Genomic DNA, 26,951 nt, shown 5'->3' on the forward strand with positions numbered 1-26,951 from the left:
GCTTATAGAACCATGAACCACCTGAAATGCAAATGCAGTTACCCACCATTAAATAAAAAAAATCATCATGAATACTAATCGACGGGGATAAAAACAATGCAAAGGTTCCTACCGTTAATAATGCCCCAATCAATGATATTATAGATTTGGATTGTTTTATTGAGGATGCATGTAATGTAGTTATTTTAACGGTCAGGAAGAAAAGAACCCAGGTAAAAAAGGAGAACAGGCTGCCAAAGAAAACACACATGACATAATTAGAAAATTGATTGGAGATAAGTGTACCTAAGTCCTGGTAATTTTCTTTAAAAGAGGTAACTACGATGTATATTAAAGGAGCTAAAAACACGCTGGTTAGCCATATTTTTAAGCTATAGATGAATGAATTTGAATGCATGAGTTTGATTTGAGTAATAAGTAAGAAAGGAATTATTATCTATTTACGCCGGATAAGAAGATTATCATTACAAGCAAAATAAACAAAATAGGCAATGCACACGAAAACCAATAACCCAGCGCAAAAAGCTTTTCCCTAAAAAGCTGGTTATTACCTGTGTTAAAAGTGCTGTCAATAAACCAACCCAATGTGTAAAATACATTTGCCAGGCCCATCATAAATAAATAGGCAACTCCCTGAAAAGCTATTCCAAATATTGTTTCTTCAAATTCTTCATGCGGCGCTATTATTATCTCTCCGAGGATGCAGTAAAGCAGAAAGGCAATAAAACCGGCAACAATTAAGCCTATATTATATTTGAGTCTTTTTGCCCACCACCATTGCCTTGTTGTTTGCGATATTTCGGTATTCATTGTCTTTCTTGCTTTAGCTTCATTGCTTTTAATTTATTGTTTATCCCAATTTATCTTACGGGAGAAATACATGAGTGTAGCCACAATTACAAATAAGCCTATGCTGCCAAACAGCAGGGATAGCTCTTCCAACTGGATGATGATATAGATGAAACCATAAAATATCGATAGTATCAACGAGAAGGTTATGGCCACGATATTGTTTTTTAATAACGACGCGGTGAAAACGGCTATTAATGCTATGGTTGAAACAGAGGATATTAAATAGGCCCAGTTGTAGCCAACCTGTTCAGAAAAAGACAGCAACAAGGTATAATACACCACCATAGCCGCGCCAATGAGCACATAATTAAATACATGTACCCTTTCATTCTTTATCATTTCGGCCAGGAAAAGCGATATAAAGGTTAGCAGTATAATTAAGGTGGAGTATTTGGTTGTGCGCAAAATTTTGCGGTACTGATCTATCGGCAGCTGCAGTTTTACTCCAATTGTGGCCGCTTTTATATCTTTTTGATTGGCAAGTACTTGATTGCTGTTTAGCCATTGCTGCGGAAAGGGCCTGTTGTAATAAAGCATATGCCAGCTGGCGCTAAAGCCCTTTTCGTTTATATTTTTACTATCGGGCATAAACCGGCCAAAATCCGGCGAGCGCCAATCACTGCTTAATTCAACATCGGTGGTTTTGCCGGTGTGCAGAAAATTAAGTTCGTTGCTGCCTTTAAGATTTAGCAGGTAGCTAAAGTTAAATCCCTTGTCTTTTTGTAAAGGAAAGTTTATCTGCAGCCCTTTTTCAAAAGGAATTAAATCGTCCGCGGCTACATCAGCATTGTAATTTTGCCCCTGTATGTTAATAACAGGATTGTTTTTAAGTCCCTTAATATCTGATATGCTAAAGACCAGCCTGGCCTTATCATATAGTACTTCTGCCGGGTCTATCCCCGCTTCGGAAAGATTGGGTTGAGTAAAATCGCCGGTAATAGCCACCTGCGCGTTATAACCGGTTGCATCATAAACACCTTTTTGAAAAGGCTCGGTTTTAACAGCGGCTTTTATGCGCAGGTTTTGCGGCAATAAATAAAGCATAAAAATGGCCTCATGTATAGTGACTTTTTTTTGAGCGTCGGTTTCAGTGATCTGCTTTTTGTAGGGCAGCATTAATACGGGGCCTTGTATCAGTTGGGTATCAGCCCAATTTTTAATTACGCTTCCTCTTTCGGTTTGCTGATAACCTTCTCTTTCGATAATCAGGCTTTGTATCCAGCTTGAAGGGATCAATAAGAGAAGGATTAGAAATGCGATTATACCTAATTTAATAAGTACAGAATCTGTGTGCCAGCTTGGTTTTTGTGGTTGTTCTCTCATGATTTTAGTTTTTAAAGTACTTTGTTTTTCAAAGTAAATAATTAAAAATTAAGAGCCGTAAGGGCTCTGTTTGTATTTTATAAAAGTACTTTGTTATTCAAAGTAAAGTATAATAATTTAAGATTGCAAATATTTTACCGGAAAGTTCAATATCTTTATAAATGACCATCCAGGAACAAATATATAATTGGCTAGTAGCAGGACTGCAGCAATCGCCGGTGAAGTTTTCTGAGGTGTTTTATTATGACAGACGGGACAATCAGTTCTTTTCAATATTAATGACCGATTATTTTTTATTTGAAAGTGATGGCGAGTTAGCCAAAGATGCAATATCTACCTATTCGGCAAGCACTTTGAAACAACTTAAAGATAGGGTAGGAAGAATTAATATTGATACCGATATAATTGCCTTACCCAGACTTGGCGATACCGAAGACGATTACCTGCCGCAGGCCGATAACTTTTTAAACTTAAATGCTATTAATATTGATGAAACAACCATTTGGGAGGTTGAAGAAAGCGGATCAATAACCCTCAAAATAGAATAACCCTTACACCGAAATAGCCGCCTTAACCAAATAAGGCAAAATTTCCTTTTGGAATGACACAAAATTCTTACGCACATCTGAATCGCTTACCGAAGTGAATGCGAAACTGAAAACAATGCTTTTACTGCATTTAATTAAAAACCGCAGGCGCTGGTGGTAGGTTTCGTGTTTGCGAATGCCGGGTAGCTGGATGAATGAGGACATTAGCAACTCTTCCAGCTCGTTAGACAGGTTTTTTAAGAAATCTTGTGAATTGGTAGATTCACGGATAAAATCCCAGCCGATAAACTCGTTACACACGGTGTAAGACAGGCGGCAGGTTTTCATGATGAGGCTGTTGAGGTGCGCTTCCTCATCCATATCGGGCGTGTTGCTTTGCACCAGGTCATCAACGCTGGCTTTTATATAGTCCATAAGCAGCACATGCAGCACGGCTTCTTTACTGTCGAAATATTTGTAAATGGTAGCCTTGGCAATTTTTGCTTTTTTTGCAATTTCGTTAACGCTGGTTTTATGGTACCCGAATTTGCGGAAAAGATCCTGCGCGGCCCGCTTTATACTATCTTTTATTTTATCGGCTTCCATTATTTAATTTACAACTTGAATTGTGAACTGCGTTGTTATAACCTGGTAAGATTTAAGCGAACGTGTAGCCGGGGCTTTTACAGGTGTTCCATCCTCTAATGAAAATTTAGAACCACTGCATGCATCAACAACTTGTAAACCTGTATCGTCAACAGATACGGCACATTTTTTTTCGGGTTGATAACTGCTGCACCGGTCATAAGCCACATACCGCCCGGATATGGTACGGTAAATGATAAGGCCGGCTATACCATAACCATTAACGTAAACATAGCCGCCCGGACTATTAAGCGCGCTATATCTAGGATTTATATCCGCCTGAAAATTTACCGGCACATTAGGTACATTATCGGTAGCCTTACCGCACGAAAAATAGCATAAGCAAATAAATGCTACTATCATGAGCTTCCTCATAACATTTCGGTTTGAAACTGTTTCAGGAAGCGTACGTCGTTCTCCGAAAATAAACGCAGGTCGCGGATCACATATTTTAGGTTAGCAATACGCTCCATACCCATACCAAAGGCAAAGCCGGTGAATTTTTTACTGTCGATGCCGCAGTTTTCCAAAACATTAGGGTCAACCATACCGCAGCCCAATATCTCAACCCAACCGCTGTATTTACACATGTTACAGCCAGCGCCCTTACATATGGTACATGACACGTCCATCTCTGCAGACGGTTCGGTGAACGGGAAGTATGACGGACGGAAACGCACTTTAGTACCTTCGCCGTAAAGTTCCTGTACAAAGTGATAAAGTGTTTGCTTCAGATCGGCAAAGGATACGTTTTCATCAACATATAAACCTTCAACCTGGTGAAAAAAGCAATGTGCACGGGCAGATATTGCCTCGTTACGGTAAACCCTGCCCGGCATAATAGCGCGGAACGGTGGTTTGCCATGTTCCATCATACGCACCTGTACCGATGAAGTATGCGTACGTAAAGCAATATCATCCTTACCGGCATTCTTTTTAATAAAGAAGGTATCCTGCATATCGCGGGCTGGGTGCTCTTCTGGGAAATTAAGTGCCGAAAAGTTATGCCAGTCGTCCTCAATCTCCGGTCCTTCGGCAACCACAAAGCCCAAGCGTTTAAATATATCAATGATCTCGTTACGTACTAACGACAGCGGGTGGCGTGAGCCAACCTCAAAGCCATCGCCGGGAAGGGTAAGATCAAGTTCTAAGTCTTTAGTCTTTGGTCCTGACTCTGTAGCCTCTTTCAGTTCAGCATATTTGGCCTCGGCCAGTTGTTTAAACTGGTTAAGCACTTTACCAAAGGTGCGTTTTTCTTCTGGTCCAACGGTTTTAAACTGCTCAAACAAGTCTTTAATAATTCCCTTTGTACCTAAAAATTTTATCCGGAACGTTTCCAGTTCATCAGCATTTGCCGGTGAAAAAGCATTGATCTCGGCTGTATATTGATCTATTTGAGCTTGCATTATAGTTTGATAACATTTTGTGTAATTGTAGGTGGTGGCTTAGCCGTTTCCGCCCGCAATTACAAAGATAATTATTTAATTACTTTTAACTCTTTACCCACCTTGGTAAAGGCAGCTATTGCCTTATCTAAATGATGCTGGTCATGCGCTGCCGAGATCTGTACCCTGATACGTGCTTTGCCTTGCGGTACTACCGGGTAGTAAAAACCAATAACATAAATGCCTTCTTCCAGCATTTTGGCTGCAAATTCCTGTGCCAGTTTAGCTTCGTAAAGCATAACGGGTACAATTGGGTGTACGCCCGGTTTTATATCAAACCCCGCTTCAGTCATTTTTTGGCGGAAGTATTGGGTGTTGCTTTCCAGTTTATCACGCAGTTCGGTGGTTTCGCTCAGCATATCCAATACCGCTATTGATGCACCTGTAATTGCCGGCGCAAGTGTATTTGAAAACAAATACGGGCGCGAACGCTGGCGAAGCATATCAATGATCTCTTTACGGCCAGAGGTAAACCCGCCCGAAGCACCACCTAATGCTTTACCTAAGGTGCCGGTAATGATATCAATTTTGCCCATTACATTGTGGTGCTCATGAGTACCGCGACCGGTTTTACCCATAAAGCCGCTGCAATGGCTTTCATCAATCATTACAAGGGCGTTATATTGTTCGGCAAGGGCGCAGATTTTATCAAGCTGGGCTATGGTTCCGTCCATGCTGAATGCACCATCGGTTACAATAATGCGGTGACGGCAGCCCGCTGTAATTTTAAGTTTTTCTTCCAGGTCGGCCATGTCATCGTGTTTATAGCGCTGGCGCTGGGCCTTGCAAAGGCGTACACCATCAATAATGGAGGCATGGTTCAACTCATCGGAAATAATAGCATCCTGATCGTTAAATAATGGTTCAAAAACACCGCCGTTGGCATCAAATGCTGCCGCATAAAGGATGGTGTCCTCGGTGCCTAAAAAATCAGCGATCTTTTTTTCAAGTTCTTTATGTATATCCTGCGTGCCGCAAATAAAACGTACAGATGATAAACCGTAACCGCGGGTGTCCATAGCATCTTTTGCTGCCTGTATCACTTTGGCGTTACCAGATAAGCCGAGGTAGTTGTTGGCACAAAAGTTAATTACTTCTTTACCGCCCTGCACTGTAATATCAGCACCTTGTGCCGATGTAATGATGCGTTCTTTTTTATATAACCCGGCGTTTTCAATGTCTGTAAGTTCCTGCTGCAGAACTGGCTGTAGTGTATTATACATAGATATTCTTATTTTGAGGAGGCAAAATTAAACATTAACAGGCATTTGATAAGGCTTATTGGTGCTTAATTTATTTATTAAGGTCAGAATAAAACATTTTACCCCCAAAAAGCATTTATTTCATTAACAACATATGAAAAAACTCCTACTATTATTTGCTATTGCGTTTTGTAACCTTAGTGTGTCTGCGCAGCAATATCTTTTATCCGGGCGGATAACAGATCAGAACAATAATGTAATTCCGTTTACATCTATATATATCCGTAATTCTACCTATGGTACTACCGCCAACGAAAACGGAGCGTACCAGCTTAAACTGGCTCCAGGCACCTACGATGTAGTATATAGGTTTGTAGGTTTTAACGAAAAAACGGTGAAAGTAGCCGTAGCCGATCACGATCAGCAGCTTAATATTCAGATGGATGCGGAGGTTTTCGGTACCGAAAGGGTTGCGGCAATTTATCGTAAAAACCGCGATGCTGCCGATACCATCATGAAACAGGTAACCAAAAAGCGGAAATATTTCCTGGAGGAAGCTACGTCCTATTCAAGTGCGGTGTATATAAAGGGTATTCAAAAGCTGCTTAGCGTGCCAAAATCGCTGTTATCCAAAGAGGTTATGCGTACGCTTGATCTCGATTCTAATGGTAGGGGGATACTTTATCAGTCGGAATCATTGTCGGAATATAATTTTCAAAAGCCGGATAAAATACGTGAAATAACTATTGCAAACAGGTTTGCGGGCCAGAATACTGCATTCAGCTATAACAAAGCATCAGATTTGCAGGTTAATCTTTATCAGAATGTTTTTACCATAAATGGCTTAAGCACAAGAGGGTTCGTTTCGCCGGTAGCAACTAACGCTTCGCTTTTCTACAATTACAAGCTACTGGGCGTATCTACCGAGAATGGGCGAACCATCGACAAGATACAGGTGATACCTAAGCGTGCGCATGGTCAGTATTTTCAGGGTAATATTTATATAGTAGAGGGCGATTGGCGCATTTACAGTGTAGATCTTTACCTCACCAATAAAATGAGTAACCTCAACCTGGTTGATACACTGCAGGTTAATCAGCAATACATACCAATTACAGATAGTGTATGGATGCCTGCATCGGCGCAGCTGAGCTTCAAGGGGCAGGTTTTGGGCTTTAAATTTGGCGGATATTACGAGGCTATTTACAACAATTACAAAATTAACCCAACGTTTCCCGAAGGTTTTTTTACCGGTGAGGTGCTAAAAGTTGATACCACGGCCAATACTAAAAATGCAGATTATTGGGCAACCGCGCGCCCTGTACCGTTAACAAGGCAGGAAATTCGCGATTATCACAAGAAGGATAGTGTGACGGCGTACAAGAAAACAGATCAATATCTTGATACACTACAGCATACTAAAAACCGCATCAATTACCCTGGTTATTTGATATTTGGCTATAACGCAAGTAACCGCAGCGAAAAGGACTCATTGTACGTATACCCTTTTTTACAAACGTTTTATTACAATACCGTTGAGGGTTTTGGTATAAATGCCAAGGTGAGATACACAAAGGTTATTGATGATTTTCATTCCCTAAGCATCACACCCGCATTACGTTACGGGTTTTCAAACAAAACACTGAGCGCCAATATTTATTCGGAATATAAGAACGATCCGTTCCATAATGCCAAGTTTTTTACCGGGTTTGGCAGCGATGTGCTCGACTTGAATAACGTGGGCACAAGGTCCTTGTATTTTAATACTTTAAGTACTTTGTTGAGCGAAAATAACTATGTGAAATATTATCGTAGTCACTATGGTTTGTTTGGTTATCAGCGCGAGGTTGTTAATGGGGTTTTACTATCGGGCAATTTGGCCTATGCCAGTCGCTCGCAGTTATATAATACCGCATTGGGGCATCTTAAGGATGTGAAAGACAGGCAGTTTACCTCAAACAATCCTTTGGCTCCGAATGGAACACCACCAGATGATCATTCGTTTTTATTCCCGGAAAACCAGGCGCTTACGTTCTCGGCATCCGCAGCATTTACATTCGATCAGCGGTATGAAACCCGGCCTACTGGTAAATTTAATTTGCCTTCAAAGTATCCTACGTTAACTATAAACTACCGTAAAGGCATTAAAAACGCCTTGGGATCTGATGTAGATTACGATTTTGCATCGGCAGATATTTCCCAATATAACATCAGGATAGGGCTAACAGGTTTCTCCTCATTTAAGCTTACGGCAGGTGGTTTCTTTAATGATAACAAACTATACTACATGGACTATAACCACTTCTTAGGTAACCAGGGCTTAACTTTTGATCCAACCTATGTAGGTAGTTTTCACTTCCTGCCGTTTTATACTTACAGCACAAACGGCGGTTTTATAGAGGCCCATTACCAGCATAACTTTGCCGGATCTATATTTAACCATATCCCCTTTATGCGTAAGCTTAAACTGGAAGAAATCATAGGTGCGAACTACCTTACCACCAAAAATAACCGCAATTACAGGGAGTTTTACGTAGGTGTGCAACGCCTTATATTCCGGGTTGACTATGGTGTGTCCTACGCCGGTAACCAGAAATATATCCAGGGATTCAGAATCTTTTACGGCATAAGGTAATTTTTGAGGTGAAAGGATAAAGGCGAAAGGTCAAAGGCTTCTTTTATATCGAACATCTGTTAAGGATTAAATTAATCCCATCCCATAAAAATTTAATAAACCCCGGCACTGCAAACTACATGCAGTGCCGGGGTTTATTTTTATATCGATAAATTATTACAAACCTAAAATAACAACCAAATGAAAAGAGTAAAAAAATTCTGTTAAGTGGCCTTGCAATTATGCTGTTGATTACTGCTACAAGCAGCACTATGTATGCAACTAGTGCAAATTCCGTAAAAAGCCCAAAACTTACCCATGGGCATAAACCCGGTAAGCAAAGTGTTAATACCTGGTGGTTTTGGCATATAAATGGTGTAAATGATTGTGCCGCGTGGCTACGTGCATCCAGCGCTCTGCCATATTCATGCGTTTCATGTGCCCCATCATGGTATTGGACAGGTACCATAGCAGTAAATACGCATGTTTATCAAAATACTACCTTAACACTCCCGGTTGCAGCCGGCACCTATTTTGCATATGGCCCTACCGGCTACGGCCCTTATGACTACATGATAGTGGTTGATAGCACTGGGAAGGTTATCACTTTTAATAAATGTTAAAAAAATAATAACCGAAAGGGTATTCAAGTTCAATGCCCTCTCGGTTATCCTTATCAAAAACGCCTGCATTATTCGCAATTTGTTACTTTGATATCTTTTCACTTCATTATTGGGAATTCAACATTCGAAGTTCGATATTAATGCCTTTCGCCTTTGCCCTTTTACCTTTCACCTCAAAACGTTATCTTTGCCGCTCATTTAACACTGTTTGCAACAGTATCAATGGATTATGGCAATATATAATACACTACTGTACTATTGTTATTCAACAATAGCCGATGCGGAGCAATTTGCTGCCGATCATTTAAAATTTTGTAAAAGCCTGGGTTTAACCGGTCGCATTATTGTGGCCACCGAGGGACTCAACGGTACCGTATCCGGTACTGCCGAAGCTTGCAAAACATATATGGATACCGTACATGCCGATGAGCGTTTCGCCAATATCGATTTTAAGATAGACGAGGTAGACGCACCATCATTTGTAAAAATGCATGTACGTTACAAATCTGAGATTGTGCATTCGGGCCTGCGCGATCCAAACCTAATTAACCCTCAGCAGCAAACCGGCATCCATCTCGATCCAAAAGAGTTTCTTGCCATGAAGGACAGGGACGATGTAGTGATACTCGACGTGCGATCAAACTACGAGCATTCATTAGGTAAATTCAAAAATGCGGTTACGCTTGATATAGAAAATTTCAGGGATTTCCCCGATATGATAAATCAGCTTGCCAAGTATAAAGACAAAAAGATTCTTACCTATTGTACTGGCGGCATCAAGTGCGAAAAAGCATCGGCATTATTACTGCATGAAGGATTCCCAGAAGTTTATCAGTTGCACGGCGGTATCATTAAATACGGTAAGGAAGCCGGCGGTGAAGATTTTGAAGGCAAGTGCTATGTTTTTGATAATCGGCTTTCGGTTGATGTAAATAACGTTAACCCCGTGGTGATATCAACTTGCCGTAACTGCGGTAAAACCACGCCCAAAATGATAAACTGCGCCAACCCCGAGTGCAACGAGCATTTTACCCAGTGCGATGAATGCGGTACTCAAATGGAAGGCTGCTGCAGCGATGCCTGCCAAAGTCACCCGCGTAAAAGAGTATATGATGGCACGGGCTATTATGTAAAAGTACCGCAGCCGGTAAACGTCAGCAAAAAAAATAACCTGCAACCGGCCGATTAAGCCATTGCGGCACCATAATAAAAGCTTACCCACACAGGTAGGCTTTTATTTTTTAGGCAATTCAAACTCTATTTCGTAAAATTGGTTTGCTTTTCAGAAAGCCGATGTCCTTAATAAACCCATGCGTAAAATAATACTGACCATCCTTACCCTATTTTACATCGGCACCGTTTACGCTGCTGGGGTTGATATAAAAAGTATAGGGGTACCGTATGTGCAAAATTATACCAAGGCCATGTACCAGTCTGGTAACCAAAACTGGGCCGTAACGCGAGATGAGCATGGTATTATGTATTTTGGTAACGACGAAGGCTTGCTATCATTTGATGGCAAATACTGGCAGCTTAACCATATGCCCAATGGCCTTATAGTACGATCGGTGGCGGCCGATGGTAAAGGCAAAATATACTCGGGAGGCTTTGGCGATTTTGGTTATTGGGAAAACAATGATAAAGGGTTTTTAAAATACCATTCGCTGGCAAACCTGGTGTCGAAAAAATACCAGCCCATTAATGAAGAGATCTGGAAGATCTACGTAGATGGCGATAGGGTGCTATTCCAGTCGTTTGGTACCATATACATTTACAGCAAAGGTGCGGTAAACGTAATAAAAGCCAACAAACCACCTTTCCTGTTTTTGTTTAAGGCAGGCAAACGCTTTTTTGTGGAGCAGGTAGCATCGGGCCTGTTCGAACTTAAAAACAATAAGCTGGAATATATTGAAGGCACCAACGTGTTGCCCAGCCGTGTGCTTAGCATATTGCCCTTCGGTACAAACAAATACCTGATAGGTACTGCAAAGGACGGTCTTTTTATATTTGATGGTAAGCAGATAAAACCATGGCTAAGCCAGGCCAATGAATTTTTAAAAAGCTATCAGCTCAATAACGGCGCGCTTATAACGGGCAAATACTTTGCCTACGGTACTATTTTAAATGGCATTGTAATAATTGATACCGCAGGTAATGTGGTACAGCATATCAACAAATCAAGCGGATTGCAAAATAATACCGTATTAAGCCTGTTTACCGATAGCGAACAAAACCTTTGGGCCGGGCTGGATAATGGGATAGACCGTATTGAAGTTAACTCGCCCCTGTATTTTTATTTTGATAAAACGGGCCGGTTTGGTACCGTTTACTCCAGCATTATATTCAACAACAAAATATACTTAGGCACTAACCAGGGCTTGTTTTACAGCGATTGGCTACCGGGGGCCGGTAACCAGTTGCTGCAACCGTTCGATTTTAAGCTTATCCCCGGTTCGCAGGGACAGGTGTGGGAACTATCCCTGCAGGATGGCCGCCTGTTGTGCAGCCATAATGATGGCACCTTCCAGGTAAATGGCAGCTCTATCACCAAAATTACCACGCTAAGCGGCGGCTGGACGATAAAGAAGATCAACCCATCGCAACTCATGCAGGGCACCTACACAGGCTTGGTTATATTCAGCAAAAACGCGGCCGGCGATTGGGTTTTCGATCATAAAATAACCGGTTTTGGCGAACCTTCCCGGTATGTAGAGCAGGACAATAAGGGACAAATTTGGGTGAGCCATGCCTACAAGGGCATTTACAAGATTACCCTCAGCGCCGATTTAAAGCGTGTAGTATCTCAAAAATATTATGATAAAAGTTCGGGCCTGCCCAATAGTTATAATGTAGGTGTTTTTAATCTTGATAACCGCGTGGTGTTTTCGTCCGACTCTGGTTTTTGTGTGTATGATGATATTACCGACAGGTTTTATAAATATCAGCAGCTGAATGTTAAGCTGGGCACCTTTGCCTCGTCCAACAAAATAATTGGGGCAATTGGTAAAAAGTACTGGTTTATTAATCACGGCCGCGTGGCACTGGCAGATCTTTCGGTGCCGGGCAAACTCACTATCGACTCCAACAAGTTTAGTATGCTTAACGGCCAGATGGTGCAGAATTACGAGAACATTAATCTTATCAACAACCTCATGTATCTTATAAGTGTTGACGATGGTTTTGTAATGCTCAATGATGCCGATGCCTCACAGCAAAGCCAGATGAAGCTGCCCGGCGCGCTGATCCGCAAGGTAGAAAACATTACCGATAAGGTTACCGTGATAAGCGAAAACAGTAACATGTTCAATGAAATTGAAATACCATATACCCAAAATAACATCCGCATTACTTATACGCTTCCGTATTATCAGCAGGCAAAAATAAAGTTCCAGTATTATTTGGATGGATATTCCAGGCAATGGTCTGACTGGACACAGCAGAGCCAGAAAGAGTTTACCAATCTTGACCAGGGTACCTATCATTTTAAAGTGCGCGCCAAAACCAACGATCAGAACATATCCGAAATAACGACCCTTACCTTTATAATACTGCCGCCCTGGTACGCCAGCAAAATAGCCCTGGTATTTTATGGCTTGCTGCTTATACTATCGTACTATTTGGTACGCTATTATTACCGCATAAAACTAAAGCGACATCAAAAACGCTTGCAAATAAAAATGCAGAAAGAGAAGGAGGAGTTTTTAAAACAGGAAGCCATAACCAACGAACAGCATATCATCAGCATCCGTAATGAGCAGCTACAGGCTGATCTGGCCGGTAAAAGTCGGGAGCTGGCCAACTCGGCAATGAACCTGGTTTACAAGAATGAGCTACTCCAAAAAATAAGTGAAGAAATCCTGCATTTGAAAGATAACAGCGGCAAAAAGCTGGCCGACGATCAACTGCGCCGCATCCAGAAAGTTATTGACGAGGGTATGAATGATGAGCGTGATTGGAACATATTTGAACGCAGTTTTAACGAAGCCCACGAAAACTTTTTCAAGAAACTAAAATCCGATCACCCCGATCTTGTACCCAACGACCTTAAGTTGTGTGCCTACCTGCGCATGAATATGAGCAGTAAAGAAATGGCATCACTGCTAAACATCTCCTTACGTGGTGTAGAGATAAGACGCTACAGGTTGCGTAAAAAGCTCAATCTGGAGCATGATAAGAACCTTGTTGAGTTTCTCATCGAGCTATAACACTACATCATTACCTCTCAAGGCACTATGCATGCATAGTGTTTTGTACTTAACATGTGTAGTACGTGTGGCATACACTAAGTCGTTTTAAATTTCTGGTAATCAATTATTTGTAAAAATAATATTCTTGCTTTGTGAAAGTACTTTTGCAATGATGTATTAATGTAGAGTGCTGTTTTTTGGCAAACCTGTATTATCTGTTCAGATTTGTAAACAAATAAACCAATTATTTCAAATCCGTATTTATTATTAACCACTATGAAAAGAATCTTTACTATTTCAGGAGTGCTGTTATTGTTCTTATTTTCTGTTACCAGTGCATTTGCTCAAAATGTAACCGTAAAAGGAAAAGTATTTGACGTTGCTACAGGCGAGCCTTTGATAGGCGTATCCGTAGCAGTTAAAGGAACAACAGCAGGCACACAAACAGATGTTAACGGTGCGTACACCCTTAGCACTTCCCCCACCGCAACCCTTACATTTAGTTATATAGGGTACACTGCAAAATCTGTAGCAGTAAATAGTCAAACCACTCTTGATGTGCGTTTGCAGGCGTCGGCCAACGAATTGCAACAGGTAGTTGTAGTTGGTTACGGCACACAACGCAAGCTTGATGTAACCGGTTCGGTGGCATCAGTAAAGGGCGAAGAGATATCAAAACAATCATCAACAAACGTAGTAAGCTCCTTACAAGGTAAAGTTGCCGGTGTGCAAATTACCAACGCGGGCGGGCCCGGCTCATCGCCGCAAATCCGCATCCGTGGTTTAGGAACGGTTTACGGTAATGCCAACCCGCTTTACGTGGTTGACGGTGTATGGTTTGATGACATCAGTTTTCTAAACTCAAATGATATTGAAAACATGAGTATCCTGAAGGATGCATCAAGCGAGTCAATATATGGTGTGCGTGCTGCCAATGGTGTTGTATTAATTACCACCAAAAAAGGTAAAGGTGCCCCATCAATCAATTACAGCGCTTACGCAGGCTGGCAGCGTGTTACCCATCAGCCAAAACTGGCTACAGGTACCGAATATGCTACACTTATTAATGAACTTAACGCCATAAACGCACCAACAGATCCTATTACATTTCCGGATGTAAATAAATTTGGAACAGGTACCAACTGGCTTAACGACGTATTGCGCGATGCTTTTACCATGAAACATGATATAAGCGTGAGCGGCAGTACCGATAAATCAACTTATACTTTTTCTGCAGGTTATTTGAAACAGCAGGGTGTAGTTAAGAAAAATGACTACGACCGTATTACCGTTCATATGCAGCAGGATGTACAGGCAACAAAATTCTTAAAATTAGGTTACAATGCAGTTTTACAGGGAAGTAAATCAACAGATGCTCCCGGCGATGTAATTTATAAAGCCTTTACAGCCGCACCAATTGTACCGGTATTTTATGACGATGGAACTTATGGCGATCCGGGTGATTTTCCTTTAGGTAATGCTACCAACAACCCGCAGGCTCAGCTTGATTTTTATAACCATAAATCAAACGGCTACAGGGTTACCGGTAATATGTTTGCCGATATTAAATTCGCGCCGTTTTTAACCTTCCACACCAGCTTTGGTGGCGAGTTTGGACAGGCCGAAACAACAGGTTATCTTCCTCTTTATTATGCTACATCTACCCAAAATAACAGAGCCCCCAATCATAGTACTTTGACAGTTACAAGGGCCGAAGTCCGTAACTGGATCTGGGAAAATACTTTAACCTTTGATAGGACCATCGCTAAAGATCATCACCTTACTGTATTGGTAGGTCAGTCTGCACAGCGTTACAAATCGTATAACCTTAATGCTTCGGCCCAGGATGTACCTTATACAAGTTCTGGCGATCTTTACCTGCGTTTAGGATCACAGGACACCAGATCTATTGATGATAGCGGCGATCTGAGCACTTACCAGTCATTCTTTAGCCGTGTTAACTATTCATTTAAAGACAGGTATTTGTTAAATGCGTCCATACGTGCTGATGGTTCATCTAAATTCATTGGTGACCAACGCTGGGGCTATTTCCCATCAGTAGGTGCCGGTTGGGTTATCAGTAATGAGGAGTTTATGAAAAATCAGCAGATTTTTGATAATTTAAAATTGAGGGGCAGCTGGGGTAAAATAGGTAACGCATCTGTACCTGCAAATTTATCAACCCAAACAGTAAATACTTCGGCGGGCTTTACAGCAATTTACAATGGCGCGCCGGCAACAGGTGCAAACATTACCGCTATAGTGCCTCCTACAACTTATTGGGAGCGTGGCGTTGGTACCGATGTTGGTTTAGAAATGGGTTTCCTGAAAAGCAAACTAACCTTCGAGGCTGATTTTTATAACAAAGAAACGCAACAAGCCATCTTCGCTATACCGGTATTAGGCTCATTAGGTACCGATGGTGGTACCATAATTGGCAACCAGGCAACTTTCCAAAACCGTGGTTTTGAGTTTACACTGGGTTGGAGAGATAACATCAGCAAAGATTTTTCTTACAGCTTAAACGGCAACTTAAGTATCAACAGTAATAAAGTACTTAATACCGTAACGGGTGCCAACCCAATTTATGGTGGCGGCGCGGCAGCAACAGGCGGCCAGTTAAGTACCCGTACCATTGTAGGGCAGCCAATTGGCGAGTATTATGGTTTAGTAGTAACCGGCGTTTTCCAGAATGCAGCACAGGTTGCTAACTCTCTTCAAAAAGCGGATGCCAAACCAGGCGATTTTATATATAAGGATTTGAACGGCGACAAAGTAATTGACGCTAAAGATCGTACCGCTATCGGCAATCCAAATCCTAAATATTTATATGGTTTTAATACTACATTTAACTATAAGGCATTTGACCTGAGTGTTGACTTTCAGGGTGTAGCCGGTGTTGATGTGTATAACGCCAACAAAGGTTTACGTTACGGGGCTGAAAACTTTACACAGGACTTTTTTGATAACCGCTGGCATGGCGAGGGTACATCAACAACGTACCCATCTGCAAACGTTGGCGGTGGTAATAACTACAAACCAAATACATTTTTTGTTGAAAGCGGCAGCTACTTCAGGGTAAGAAACATGCAGTTAGGTTATACCCTTCCGTCGTCAATAGCTTCAAAACTATTTTTAAAACGGGTTAGGTTATATGCCAACGCGCAAAATGCCTTAAACTTCTTTAAGTATAAAGGCTTTAACCCAGAAATAGGCGGCCAGGGCGATCAGCCTGGTATTAATGCAGGTATCGATAATGGTGCTTATCCATTGTACGCTACTTACAACTTTGGTATCAATGTTACATTTTAACAATTAAAATATTCAGTTATGTTTCGCAACAAACACAAATTTGTAAATGCACTAAGTATTAGTGCGCTTGCAATCACGATAATTACGCAGGGCTGTAAAAAAAGCTTCCTTGACGTACCACCGCAGGGGCAACAGGCCAGCACCGAGTTTTTTGTTACACAAGATGATGCAACAAAAGCCGTAAACTCCATATATGGCAACCTAAGGGAATGGAAAGAAACCGCGTTTGCACCAATGGCCGTTGAAAGCCTTGGATCTGACGAGGCCGAAAAAGGCAGTACCCCCGCCGATGCCAGCTACATGAACGCCTATGATAACTTTACCATTAGCGCCACTGACGGGCAGCTACAGGATTTTTGGAATGGCCAGTACCAGAGCATCAACTTATGTAACCAGGTATTAGATCATATAGCGGCTATCACTATGGATGAAAACCTGAAAAATCGTTACATAGCCGAGGCAAAATTTGTAAGGGCATATAATTATTTCAGATTGGTACGCGCCTTTGGCGACGTTGTGTTAAGACAGCATGTGGCAAAAGATGCCAGTGAGTATAACCTGCCAAGAACACCTAAAGCCCAAATTTACGCTGCCATTGAGCAGGATTTAACCGATGCTGCAGCGGTGTTACCACAAGCTTATGGTTCTGCCGATATTGGCCGTGCTACTAAGGGTGCTGCATTGGCACTGCACGCAAAAGTTGCCATGTACCAGCAAAAATGGCCCGATGTATTGAATTACACTAACTTGGTAATGGGCCTGGGTTATTCCCTGTTTCCCGATTTTGAAAAGTCATTCCGCATTGCTAATGAAAATAATTCCGAATCGGTTTTTGAAATTCAGTGCCAAAGCTTGCCAAGCATTTCCGGCGCATCAACAAGCCAGTATTCACAAATACAGGGCGTGCCGGGTGCATTAAACCTGGGCTGGGGTTTCAACGTGCCTACTCAGGCATTGGTTGATGCTTTTGAGCCTGGCGATCCGCGTATGGATGCTACCATTATTTTCAGGGGCGAAACAACCCCCGAAGGTGATGCCATAGAGCTTACAGGTCCAAACCCGAGGTACAATCAAAAATCATACGTTCCAAAAAGCGTTCCCTTTGTTCAAAACCAGGGTGAAGATCAAAATGTGCGGGTTATTCGTTATGCCGAAGTACTGTTAATGAACGCCGAAGCAGCCAACGAAACCGGCGATGCAGGTAAGGCTCTAACTTCATTAGAGATGGTACGTGCACGTGCTAGGGCTGGTAACAACGCTATCCTGCCAAAAGTAACCACTACAGATAAGGATGCTTTGCGTTTAGCTATATGGCATGAGCGCCAGGTTGAGCTGGCAATGGAGTTCGATCGTTATTTTGATGTGATCCGTCAGGGTCGGGGTGCGGCTATTTTTGGTACTAAAGGTTGGAAAGCAGGCACTAACGAGGTTTGGCCTATCCCACAAAACGAGATCGACCTGAGCGCGGGTGTAATAACTCAAAACAAAAACTATTAATCATTAATGTGATCGTCATGAAAAAATTATATATAAGTATGGTAATTGCCGCGGTTGCGGGTATGGGGTTATCATCATGTCAAAAAAGTTACGACCCTAAAAGCTACGCCCCAAAACTGGATATTGGTGGGTTTACCAGCTCAAATGATGTGGCAAAGGGAAGTTTGGTAGGTTACTGGAATTTTAACGGCAACCTTAAAGATAGTATTTCAAACTCAGAAGGTGTAGCTACCGGCACCAAATTTACAGATGCCGGCATAAAGGGCCAGGCATTGCAAGGTGCATTAGATAGTTATGTGCTGGCAACTCCAGGTGCAGGTATTACCGGGCTGCAAAGTTTTACGGTAACCGAGTGGATAAATACAGCTCCACCTACAGTCGGCATAATAGGTGTTTTTTCGCTTGCAAAAACAGATGCCTTTTGGGGTAACATTGATGTGTTTATTGAAAACAACAGCACTGTTGATGCAGCCAAAGTAAGGATCCACATTTATGGCGGCGGCGATGACCGTACATTTGCGACAGATGGAGTAGCCAACTTATTAGGTAAATGGGCTAACCTCGGGTTTTCATATGATGCTGGTACATCTACCTGTAAACTGTATGTAAATGGTTCAAAGGTAGCCACTGCAAAAGTTGATAACCTAACCGGCCCTTTAGCATTTAACCATGTTGGTAAAATTGTATTTGGCTGCGTGCAGTTTCAAACTACGCCAAGCCAAACAACGGCTACCGGCAAGCAGGATTGGGCAAGTTTCTTAACCGGCCAGCTTGATGAGGTACGTGTTTACAACAAAGCCCTTACCGATGCAGAAGTGAACGCGATAGTAAAGCTTGAAGGTAGAAAAAAATAGGTTTAATTGATTGGTTACGGGGTTGCCCGCCTAAGTGGGTAACCTCTTTTTAACCATCATTTGAATTGTAATAATTGTATAAGGTATATAGTAATAAACATGAAGTATTTAAAGATTTTTGGTGGAGTGTGCGTGTTAATTATGCTGTATGCCTGTAGTAAGGGAAGCAAAACTACACCCGATCCCGCGCCTCCGGTTGCCCCTGCCTCTTTCAGCTTTAACGCTATAAGGGTTAACGGGGTTAATAGCGGTTTTAAATACATTAATGTAAATGCCAAACCGGTAATAAAACTTTCGTTTTCAACTCCGGTTAACCGGGCATCGGTAGCGGGAAGCGTTGCTGTAGCCAGTAATACAGGCGAAACCGCGGCCTATACTGCAACTTACCAAAACGGCGACAGCACCCTTGTTTTAACACCAACATTAAAGCCCATTACGCAGTATACTGTTAATATATCAACTGCGCTAAAATCGGCAAAGGACGGCAACCTGCAATCGGCATTGTCGGTGCAGCTTACCACGGCTGTTGATAGTACCAACAAATTTGCAACAATTACAGACGATCAACTACTGGATTTGGTTGAAAAGCAAACCCTAAAATATTTTTATGATTTTGGGCACCCCACCAGCGGCCTGGCGCGCGAGCGCAACACCTCTGGCGATGTTGTAACTACCGGCGGCTCGGGTTTTGGTATTATGGCTATTGTGGCCGGTATCAACCGTAATTTTATAAGTCATGCCGATGGTTTGGCACGGATGCAAAAGATAGTTGGCTTTTTAAACACCAAAGCGCAAAAGTTTCACGGAGCTTTTCCGCATTGGTTAAACGGCAGCACGGGCGCGGTAGTACCATTTAGCGCGCAGGATAACGGTGCCGACCTGGTAGAAACTTCTTACTTGATGCAGGGCCTGCTTACCGCCCGCCAGTATTTCAGCAGCAGCAACGCCGCGGAAACCCAGCTGCGTACCGATATCAATACCCTTTGGAACGGTGTGGAGTGGGATTGGTTTAGGCAAGGCAATCAAAACGTATTGTACTGGCATTGGAGCCCCGATCAGGGTTTCGCCATCAATATGAAAATTACCGGGTGGAATGAAGCGCTTATAGTTTATGCTTTGGCGGCATCGTCAACAACGCATTCAATTACAAAGGCTGTTTATGACGAGGGCTGGGCCAATAATGGTGCTATGAAAAATGGCAACACTTATTTTGGCATACAATTACCACTTGGTCCGCCACAGGGTGGCCCAATGTTTTTTGCGCATTACTCTTTCTTAGGCATCAACCCAAAAGGGCTAACAGATGCCTATGCCAATTACGAAACACAGAACAAGGCACATGCCATGATCAATTATAATTACTGCGTTGCCAACCCCAACAGTAAAGGCGGTTACAGCGCAGATTGCTGGGGACTTACCGCCAGCGACATACAAGGCGGCTACACGGCCAGTTCGCCAACTAATGATGTTGGGGTAATTGCGCCAACGGCTGCAATAGCGTCGTTACCTTATACGCCAACACAATCAATGCAGGCTTTAAAATTCTTTTATTACAAACTTGGCGATAAGCTTTGGGGGCAGTACGGCTTTTATGATGCCTTTAACTTAACCGATCCGTGGTTTGCAGATTCATACCTGGCCATTGACCAGGGGCCCATTGTAATTATGGTTGAAAATTACCGCAGTGGCCTGCTCTGGAATTTATTTATGAGTGCTCCCGAAGTAAAAACAGGCATGAAAAGTTTAGGGTTTGCCGGGCCTAACTTATAACCTTTTATAAAATTCACATGAAACGAATATTATTAACCCCCGCTATATTACTGCTTGCTGTTTGCTGCATGGCCCAAAAGCCCGCAAAGAATACAAGCGAAGGCATTAAGCCCGTAGGCATTATAAAAAACCTTAGCGATAGTGCTTTGCTTGATGTGGTACAGCGCCAAACGTTCCGCTATTTTTGGGATTTTGGGCATCCCGTAAGTGGCCTCGCCCGCGAGCGCAGTAACAAATCATTTGATTATGGCGATGAGGTAGTAACTACGGGCGGTTCGGGCTTTGGCGTTATGGCGCTTATTGTTGCCGATAGCCGCAAATGGGTTACGCATGAGCAGGCGGTTGACAGGATGGTTAAGATCGTTAACTTTTTGTTTAAGGCCAACTCATTTCACGGGGCTTTCCCGCACTGGATGAATGGCGAAACCGGCAAGGTAATTCCCTTTGGACGAAAGGACGATGGTGGCGATATAGTAGAATCGGCCTATTTATTCCAGGGTTTATTATGTGCCCGCCAGTACTTTACCGCCAACACGCCAAAGGAGCAGCGCATCCGCGATGTGATCAGTTGGATGTGGGGCGAAATGGAGTGGGACTGGTACACCCGCGATGGTAAGGATGCGCTATACTGGCATTGGTCGCCAAATAATGGCTGGGCCATGAACTTTCCTATCCACGGGTTTAACGAATGTTTAATAACCTATGTGCTGGCAGCATCTGCAGAAAGATATCCTGTAAACGCCAGCGTTTACCACAAAGGCTGGGCACAAGGCGGCTTCTTTAAAAACGGCAAAACCTATTATGGCTTTAAACTACCGCTTGGGTTTGATTATGGCGGTCCGCTGTTCTTTTCACAATACTCGTTTCTGGGCCTTAACCCAAAGGGTTTAAAAGATGAATATGCCGATTACTGGGAGCAAAACAAAAACCATACGCTGATAAACCACGCCTACTGCGTAGAAAATCCGAAGAAATTCAAAGGCTACGGCGAAAACAGCTGGGGGTTAACCGCCAGCGATAATTATGAAGGCTACAACGCCCACTCGCCAACCAATGATCTGGGGGTGATATCGCCAACGGCAGCACTCTCGGCATTCCCATACACGCCCGAATATTCCATGAAAGCACTGCGTCATTTTTATTACGATCTGGGCGATAAGATCTGGGGCGAATACGGTTTTACCGATGCCTTCAGCGAATCGCATAACTGGTATGGCAAATCGTATTTAGCCATTGATCAGGGCCCAATTGTGGTAATGATTGAAAATTACCGCACCGGCCTGTTATGGAAACTTTTCATGAGTTGCCCCGAAGTACAGGGCGGACTAAAAAAACTGGGTTTTGAAAGCCCAGCATTGGTTAAAAAGTAACGGCCTCACCCCAACCCCTCTCCAAGGGAGAGGGGCTATGAAAACAAACTACTAAAAGAGCTAAGCTCAAAGTCCTCTCCTTTGGAGAGAATTTAGGTGAGGCTTTTCTACATAAATTAATATCATATATGTACCTTAAAAAAACCATAGGATCGGTTTTAATGGCTGTGCTTGCTTTAAACGGTACTGCACAAACCAAACCGGCATCGTCAAAAACAAAAATGGATCAGTTTATAAGCAGCCTGATGCAGAAAATGACGGTTGAAGAAAAAATTGGTCAGCTTACGCTTTATACCAGCGATCTTGACGTTACTGGCCCAACCATTCGCGCCGGTTATAAAACCGATATAGAGAATGGATTGGTGGGCGCTATTTTTAATGCCTATACACCGGCTTATACCCGTAAGCTGCAGGACCTGGCGGTTAAAAACACCCGCCTTAAAATTCCGCTGATATTTGGTTATGATGTTATTCACGGGCATAAAACCATATTTCCTATTCCGCTGGGCGAAAGCGCCAGCTGGGATTTAAATGTAATTAAGAACGGCGCCCGCATTGCTGCCGCAGAAGCTGCCGCCGATGGATTGCAGTGGACCTACGCCCCAATGGTTGATATTGCCCGCGATCCGCGCTGGGGCCGTGTTGCAGAAGGTGCCGGCGAAGATGTTTGGCTGGGCAGTCAGATAGCCAAAGCGCAGGTGCAGGGTTTTCAGGGTAGTAGTTACGATGGTAATACCATATTAGCCTGCGTTAAACATTATGCCGCCTACGGAGCCGCAACTGCCGGCAGGGACTATAATACAGTAGATATAAGTACCCGCGAGCTTTGGGAAACCTATTTGCCGCCATTTAAGGCAGCTGCCGATGCAGGCGTGGCATCGTTCATGACCTCGTTTAATGAAATTTCAGGTACGCCATCAACAGCCAGTAATTACCTTACAAGGGATATCCTCAAAAAGCAATGGAACTACCCCGGCTTTGTGGTTACCGACTATAGCGGTATTGCCGAAATGGTACAGCATGGCAACGTAGCCAACGAAAAAGAGGCAGGCGAAGCGGCCATAAACTCGGGTGTTGATATGGATATGCAGGATGCCGTTTACCCTACTTATCTAAAAAAATCCATCGCCGAAGGCAAGGTAACTATGGCTACTTTAAATGATGCTGTTAAACGCATCCTGGAAGCTAAATACAAACTGGGCTTGTTTGCCGATCCGTATAAGTATTGCAACGAAGAAAAAGCTAAAACCGAGATCATGAGCGCCGCTAATTTAGATGCCGCCCGTGATGCCGCCCGTAAATCATTCGTGTTGTTAAAAAATTATCAGCAGGTATTACCGCTAAAAAAATCAGGTACTGTGGCGTTGATTGGTCCGCTGGGCGATAGCAAGCGGGACATGATTGGCAACTGGTCGGCAGCTGGCGATTTTTCTAAGGCTGTTACGCTGTTGCAGGGTATGAAGAATGTAGCCGGCGCATCGGCAAATATTGTTTATGCGCAGGGTGCCAACATCACCGATGATAAAGACATAGCCCGTCAGCTTAATGAGCATGGCGGTGGCATCACCGCTTTGAATGCCGATTCGTTATTGAAAAGCGCGATGGAAATTGCCCAAAAGGCCGATGTTGTAGTTTTGGCCATAGGCGAATCGCAGGGGATGACCGGCGAAGCTGCCAGCCGTACAGATATCAGCATTCCGCAAAGTCAGCAAAAACTGATGCAAGCTATTTATACGTTAGGCAAGCCGGTTGTATTGGTACTGATGAACGGCAGACCGCTTACCCTTAACTGGGAAGAGGCCCACATCCCCGCCATACTGGAAACCTGGTTTTCTGGCACCGAGGGTGGTAATGCCATTGCCGATGTGCTGTTTGGTAATTACAATCCATCGGGCAAGTTAACCATGAGCTTTCCGCGTAACGTAGGGCAGATCCCGATTTATTACAACGCTAAAAACACTGGTCGCCCGGCAGATCCTGCTAATAAATACTCTTCAAAATACCTGGATTCGCCGGTTGATCCGCTGTATCCGTTTGGTTATGGGTTAAGCTATACCACATTCAGCTATTCGCGCCCAACGCTCGATAAAACTACTATGAAGGTTGCTGATAAACTGAATATCAGCGTAACGGTGAGTAATACCGGTAATTACGATGGTGAGGAAGTGGTGCAACTGTACATCCGCGATCTGGTAGGGTCGGTTACCCGCCCGGTGAAGCAGTTAAGGGGTTTCCAGAAAATATTTTTGAAAAAAGGTGAATCAAAAGAGCTTAAGTTTGTTTTAACTAACAACGACCTGAAATTTTACGACATCAATATGAAATACACCAGTGAGCCTGGCGATTTCAAAGTTTTTGTCGGCCCAAATTCAAGGGATGTACAGGAAGCGAATTTTAAACTCATAAAATGATCAAAACAAAACTCATAATAGGAATGCTAAGCTTATGCTTGGCATTTTCTTTTTCAGCCCGTGCGCAAACTCTGACGGCATTTGAGAGGGGCAGTTTTATAGTTAAAGGCGATACCCTGCCATACCGTTTGCTGTTCCCCAAGCACTTTAACCCAGCCAGAAAATACCCGCTGCTGCTTGTGCTGCATGGCGCCGGCGAGCGCGGCAATGATAACGAGGCCCAGTTAAAATATGGCCCGTCGCGGTTGCTGCAGGATAGTGTGCGTGAAAAATATGATGCTATAGTGGTGTTCCCGCAATGTCCTAACAATAGTTTTTGGTCAAACGTAAAATTCTCGCAGGATTCGGTTACGCATAAAAATAAATTCCTTTTTCAGGTTGATGCGCCGCCTACAAAAGCCATGCAAATGCTGATGGGCCTGGTAGATCAATTTTTAGATAAACCCTTTGTTGATAAACATAAGGTGTACATAGGCGGCCTAAGTATGGGCGGCATGGGTACGCTTGAAATTATTGGTCGCGAGCCCAAGAAGTTTGCGGCAGCTTTTGCCATATGCGGCGGCGATAATACCAATAACGCACCTAAATACGCCAAAAAAGTTCCCCTCTGGATCTTCCACGGTGATCATGACAGCGTAGTGCCACATGAACATTCCGAAGCGATAGTAACCGCCTTACAAGCAGCCGGCGGCACGCCTCGCTTTACGCTATACCCCGGCGTTGACCATAACAGCTGGGATAATGCCTTCAAAGAACCCGAGTTGCTAAGCTGGTTGTTTTCACATAGTAAGTAGGGAGAATAGGGGGGATTTACTTGCGCTCGTTTGTAACTACAAGTGTTGGGAAGATAAAAAGCGTTGTCATTTCGAACGAGGTACGAGGAGAAATCTTCTACGATATGCAATTGAACTTAGCCTTTCGTAGAAGATTTCTCCTTGTCGCTCACACGCAATTCCCATGCAGGCTCGTCGAAATGACAACCTTTTTATTAAAATTTAGTCTTCCCAACACTTGTAGGTACAAACGAGTGCTTAAAGTGTTTTTGCGTCTGTGACGCTTATAGGCGATGCAATCGCGTAACCTTGTTAAGCACTCGTTACAAACGAGCGCAAGTAAAAGGTTGTATTGTATCTCGCAATGATGTTTGTAGAGGTACAAATAAAATACGCTTATTCCTCAGTTGCCTTTGGTGGGATATTTTTCATGTTGAACCGGGGTTTGTAGGTCGGTTTTGCGGCCGGTTCATCAGTAGGTGACACCGCATCAGATTTATCCTCTGACTTTTCAGTAGCTTCCGGTTCACTTTCCGCTGGTTTTGGCTTCATCATCGCCGCGTTAAAGCGTGGCTTGAATGCGGGCTTTGGCGTCAATGCTTCTTCGGCTGCTGCAACAGACGACTCGGCTGCAATTTCAGGCTTATCTTCAATAGGTGCTTCGCCTTCCGCAGGCTTTGGCTTCATCATAGCGGCGTTGAAACGGGGCTTAAATGCAGGTTTAGGCGCTGGTGCTTCTTCGACTGTTGGAGTTGACGGCTCGGTAGTAATTTCGGGTTTATCTTCAATAGGTGCTTCGCCTTCCGCAGGCTTTGGCTTCATCATAGTGGCGTTGAAACGTGGCTTAAATGCAGGTTTAGGCGCTGGTGCTTCTTCGACTGTTGGAGTTGACGGCTCGGTAGTAATTTCGGGTTTATCTTCAGCTGATGTTTCGCCTTCCGGAAACTTAGGCTTCATCATCGTTGCATTGAAACGTGGTTTAAATGCAGGCTTGGGAGCAACTGGTGTTTCATCCGCAGGAGTTACTTGCTCTTCGGTTATCTCTGGCGACGCGCTATCTTCCGCAGGTTTTGGTTTTACCATGCCGGGATTGAAGCGAGGTTTAAAGGCAGGCTTGGGCGTGGCCGTTTCTGCAGATGATACGGTTTCTTCTGCTTTTGCATCTTCCGGTTTTTCCTCAGCGGGTTTGGGTATACCCGCTGCCCTGAATTTTGGAGTAAAACCTATTTTTGGTGCCGGAGTGCCAGGTTCAATGAGACTTTCGGTAATGGTTTGCTCGGCTATTGGATTTTGGATATGTACCTTTTCAGTTTTTATTTCGGCGGCAATAGGGAAGCGCCGCCTTAACTTATTGAACCAGTATTTTTTGGTATGGTCGAAACTTTTTTCGCCCATTTGCTCAAAGTGATCTTTAAATTCGGCAAACAGGGGCTGTTCGGCCTGTTGCAAGGCCGCCAGATCTATTCGCTTCTTTTTAAAAAACTCTTCGAAAACCATGTTTCAATTTGAAAATTTGGTGATTTGAAGATTTGAAAATGATGCGTAA

19 protein-coding genes are annotated in these 26,951 nt (G+C 43.3%); 12 read left to right on the forward strand and 7 right to left on the reverse strand.

Annotated features, from left to right (window positions below; all coding sequences use genetic code 11):
* Positions 1–432 precede the first annotated feature (432 nt).
* Positions 433–810 carry a hypothetical protein gene (locus tag BLS59_RS16130; protein WP_091150448.1) on the reverse strand — a complete coding sequence of 126 codons (378 nt, stop codon included), beginning with the start codon at positions 808–810 and terminating at the stop codon, positions 433–435.
* A gap of 33 nt (positions 811–843) precedes the next feature.
* On the reverse strand, positions 844–2,175 hold the full coding sequence (gene creD, locus BLS59_RS16135) for a cell envelope integrity protein CreD (RefSeq protein WP_091150450.1): 1,332 nt from the start codon (positions 2,173–2,175) through the stop codon (positions 844–846).
* A 161-nt stretch (positions 2,176–2,336) separates the two neighbouring features.
* Between creD and BLS59_RS16140 the strand changes: the two genes are divergently transcribed.
* Positions 2,337–2,723, forward strand: coding sequence for a hypothetical protein (locus tag BLS59_RS16140; protein ID WP_091150452.1), 387 nt, complete (start codon positions 2,337–2,339; stop codon positions 2,721–2,723).
* Positions 2,724–2,726: 3 nt separating this feature from the next.
* Here the strand turns inward: BLS59_RS16140 and BLS59_RS16145 are convergent, their stop codons facing one another.
* The 4 genes from BLS59_RS16145 to kbl all read right to left on the reverse strand — a co-directional run bounded on the left by BLS59_RS16145 (position 2,727) and on the right by kbl (position 6,015).
* A complete protein-coding gene (locus tag BLS59_RS16145; RefSeq protein WP_091150454.1) occupies positions 2,727–3,308 on the reverse strand; it encodes a TetR/AcrR family transcriptional regulator in 582 nt (193 codons plus the stop codon).
* Between the two features lie 3 nt (positions 3,309–3,311).
* Complete coding sequence (locus tag BLS59_RS16150; RefSeq protein WP_091150456.1) at positions 3,312–3,722, reverse strand: Rieske (2Fe-2S) protein; 411 nt, start codon at positions 3,720–3,722, stop codon at positions 3,312–3,314.
* Complete coding sequence (gene pheS / locus BLS59_RS16155) at positions 3,719–4,753, reverse strand: phenylalanine--tRNA ligase subunit alpha (RefSeq protein WP_205411290.1); 1,035 nt, start codon at positions 4,751–4,753, stop codon at positions 3,719–3,721. The genes BLS59_RS16150 and pheS overlap by 4 nt, the downstream gene beginning before the upstream one ends.
* A 71-nt stretch (positions 4,754–4,824) precedes the next feature.
* Positions 4,825–6,015 (reverse strand): glycine C-acetyltransferase, encoded by a 1,191-nt coding sequence (gene kbl, locus BLS59_RS16160; RefSeq protein WP_091150460.1) that lies wholly within the window; start codon positions 6,013–6,015, stop codon positions 4,825–4,827.
* A gap of 133 nt (positions 6,016–6,148) precedes the next feature.
* Between kbl and BLS59_RS16165 the strand changes: the two genes are divergently transcribed.
* From BLS59_RS16165 to BLS59_RS16220, 11 genes are all read left to right on the forward strand, one after another.
* A complete protein-coding gene (locus tag BLS59_RS16165) occupies positions 6,149–8,629 on the forward strand; it encodes a DUF5686 family protein (protein ID WP_091150461.1) in 2,481 nt (826 codons plus the stop codon).
* A 251-nt stretch (positions 8,630–8,880) separates the two neighbouring features.
* The gene (locus BLS59_RS16170; protein WP_143014141.1) at positions 8,881–9,231 is read left to right on the forward strand and encodes a hypothetical protein; all 351 of its coding nucleotides are present in this window, start codon (positions 8,881–8,883) and stop codon (positions 9,229–9,231) included.
* A 229-nt stretch (positions 9,232–9,460) separates the two neighbouring features.
* Positions 9,461–10,420, forward strand: coding sequence for an oxygen-dependent tRNA uridine(34) hydroxylase TrhO (gene trhO, locus BLS59_RS16175; protein WP_091150465.1), 960 nt, complete (start codon positions 9,461–9,463; stop codon positions 10,418–10,420).
* A 121-nt stretch (positions 10,421–10,541) separates the two neighbouring features.
* Positions 10,542–13,436, forward strand: a complete 2,895-nt coding sequence (locus tag BLS59_RS16180; RefSeq protein ID WP_091150467.1) for a ligand-binding sensor domain-containing protein — start codon at positions 10,542–10,544, stop codon at positions 13,434–13,436.
* 258 nt (positions 13,437–13,694) lie between these two features.
* Complete coding sequence (locus tag BLS59_RS16190) at positions 13,695–16,730, forward strand: SusC/RagA family TonB-linked outer membrane protein (protein ID WP_091150471.1); 3,036 nt, start codon at positions 13,695–13,697, stop codon at positions 16,728–16,730.
* An 18-nt stretch (positions 16,731–16,748) separates the two neighbouring features.
* Positions 16,749–18,227 carry a RagB/SusD family nutrient uptake outer membrane protein gene (locus BLS59_RS16195; protein ID WP_091150473.1) on the forward strand — a complete coding sequence of 493 codons (1,479 nt, stop codon included), beginning with the start codon at positions 16,749–16,751 and terminating at the stop codon, positions 18,225–18,227.
* A 17-nt stretch (positions 18,228–18,244) separates the two neighbouring features.
* Positions 18,245–19,081, forward strand: a complete 837-nt coding sequence (locus BLS59_RS16200) for a LamG domain-containing protein (RefSeq protein WP_091150474.1) — start codon at positions 18,245–18,247, stop codon at positions 19,079–19,081.
* A gap of 99 nt (positions 19,082–19,180) precedes the next feature.
* Positions 19,181–20,851, forward strand: coding sequence for a glucoamylase family protein (locus BLS59_RS16205; RefSeq protein WP_091150476.1), 1,671 nt, complete (start codon positions 19,181–19,183; stop codon positions 20,849–20,851).
* 17 nt (positions 20,852–20,868) lie between these two features.
* Positions 20,869–22,221: a glucoamylase family protein gene (locus BLS59_RS16210; protein WP_091150478.1), complete on the forward strand. Its 1,353-nt coding sequence runs from the start codon at positions 20,869–20,871 to the stop codon at positions 22,219–22,221.
* Between the two features lie 128 nt (positions 22,222–22,349).
* On the forward strand, positions 22,350–24,632 hold the full coding sequence (gene bglX / locus BLS59_RS16215) for a beta-glucosidase BglX (RefSeq protein WP_162842655.1): 2,283 nt from the start codon (positions 22,350–22,352) through the stop codon (positions 24,630–24,632).
* A complete protein-coding gene (locus BLS59_RS16220) occupies positions 24,629–25,426 on the forward strand; it encodes a carboxylesterase family protein (protein WP_091150480.1) in 798 nt (265 codons plus the stop codon). The genes bglX and BLS59_RS16220 overlap by 4 nt, the downstream gene beginning before the upstream one ends.
* A 375-nt stretch (positions 25,427–25,801) precedes the next feature.
* Here the strand turns inward: BLS59_RS16220 and BLS59_RS16225 are convergent, their stop codons facing one another.
* A complete protein-coding gene (locus BLS59_RS16225) occupies positions 25,802–26,902 on the reverse strand; it encodes a hypothetical protein (protein ID WP_091150482.1) in 1,101 nt (366 codons plus the stop codon).
* Positions 26,903–26,951: the final 49 nt, after the last annotated feature.

The sequence above is a fragment of the Mucilaginibacter pineti genome, assembly GCF_900101875.1.
GTDB lineage: Bacteria > Bacteroidota > Bacteroidia > Sphingobacteriales > Sphingobacteriaceae > Mucilaginibacter > Mucilaginibacter pineti.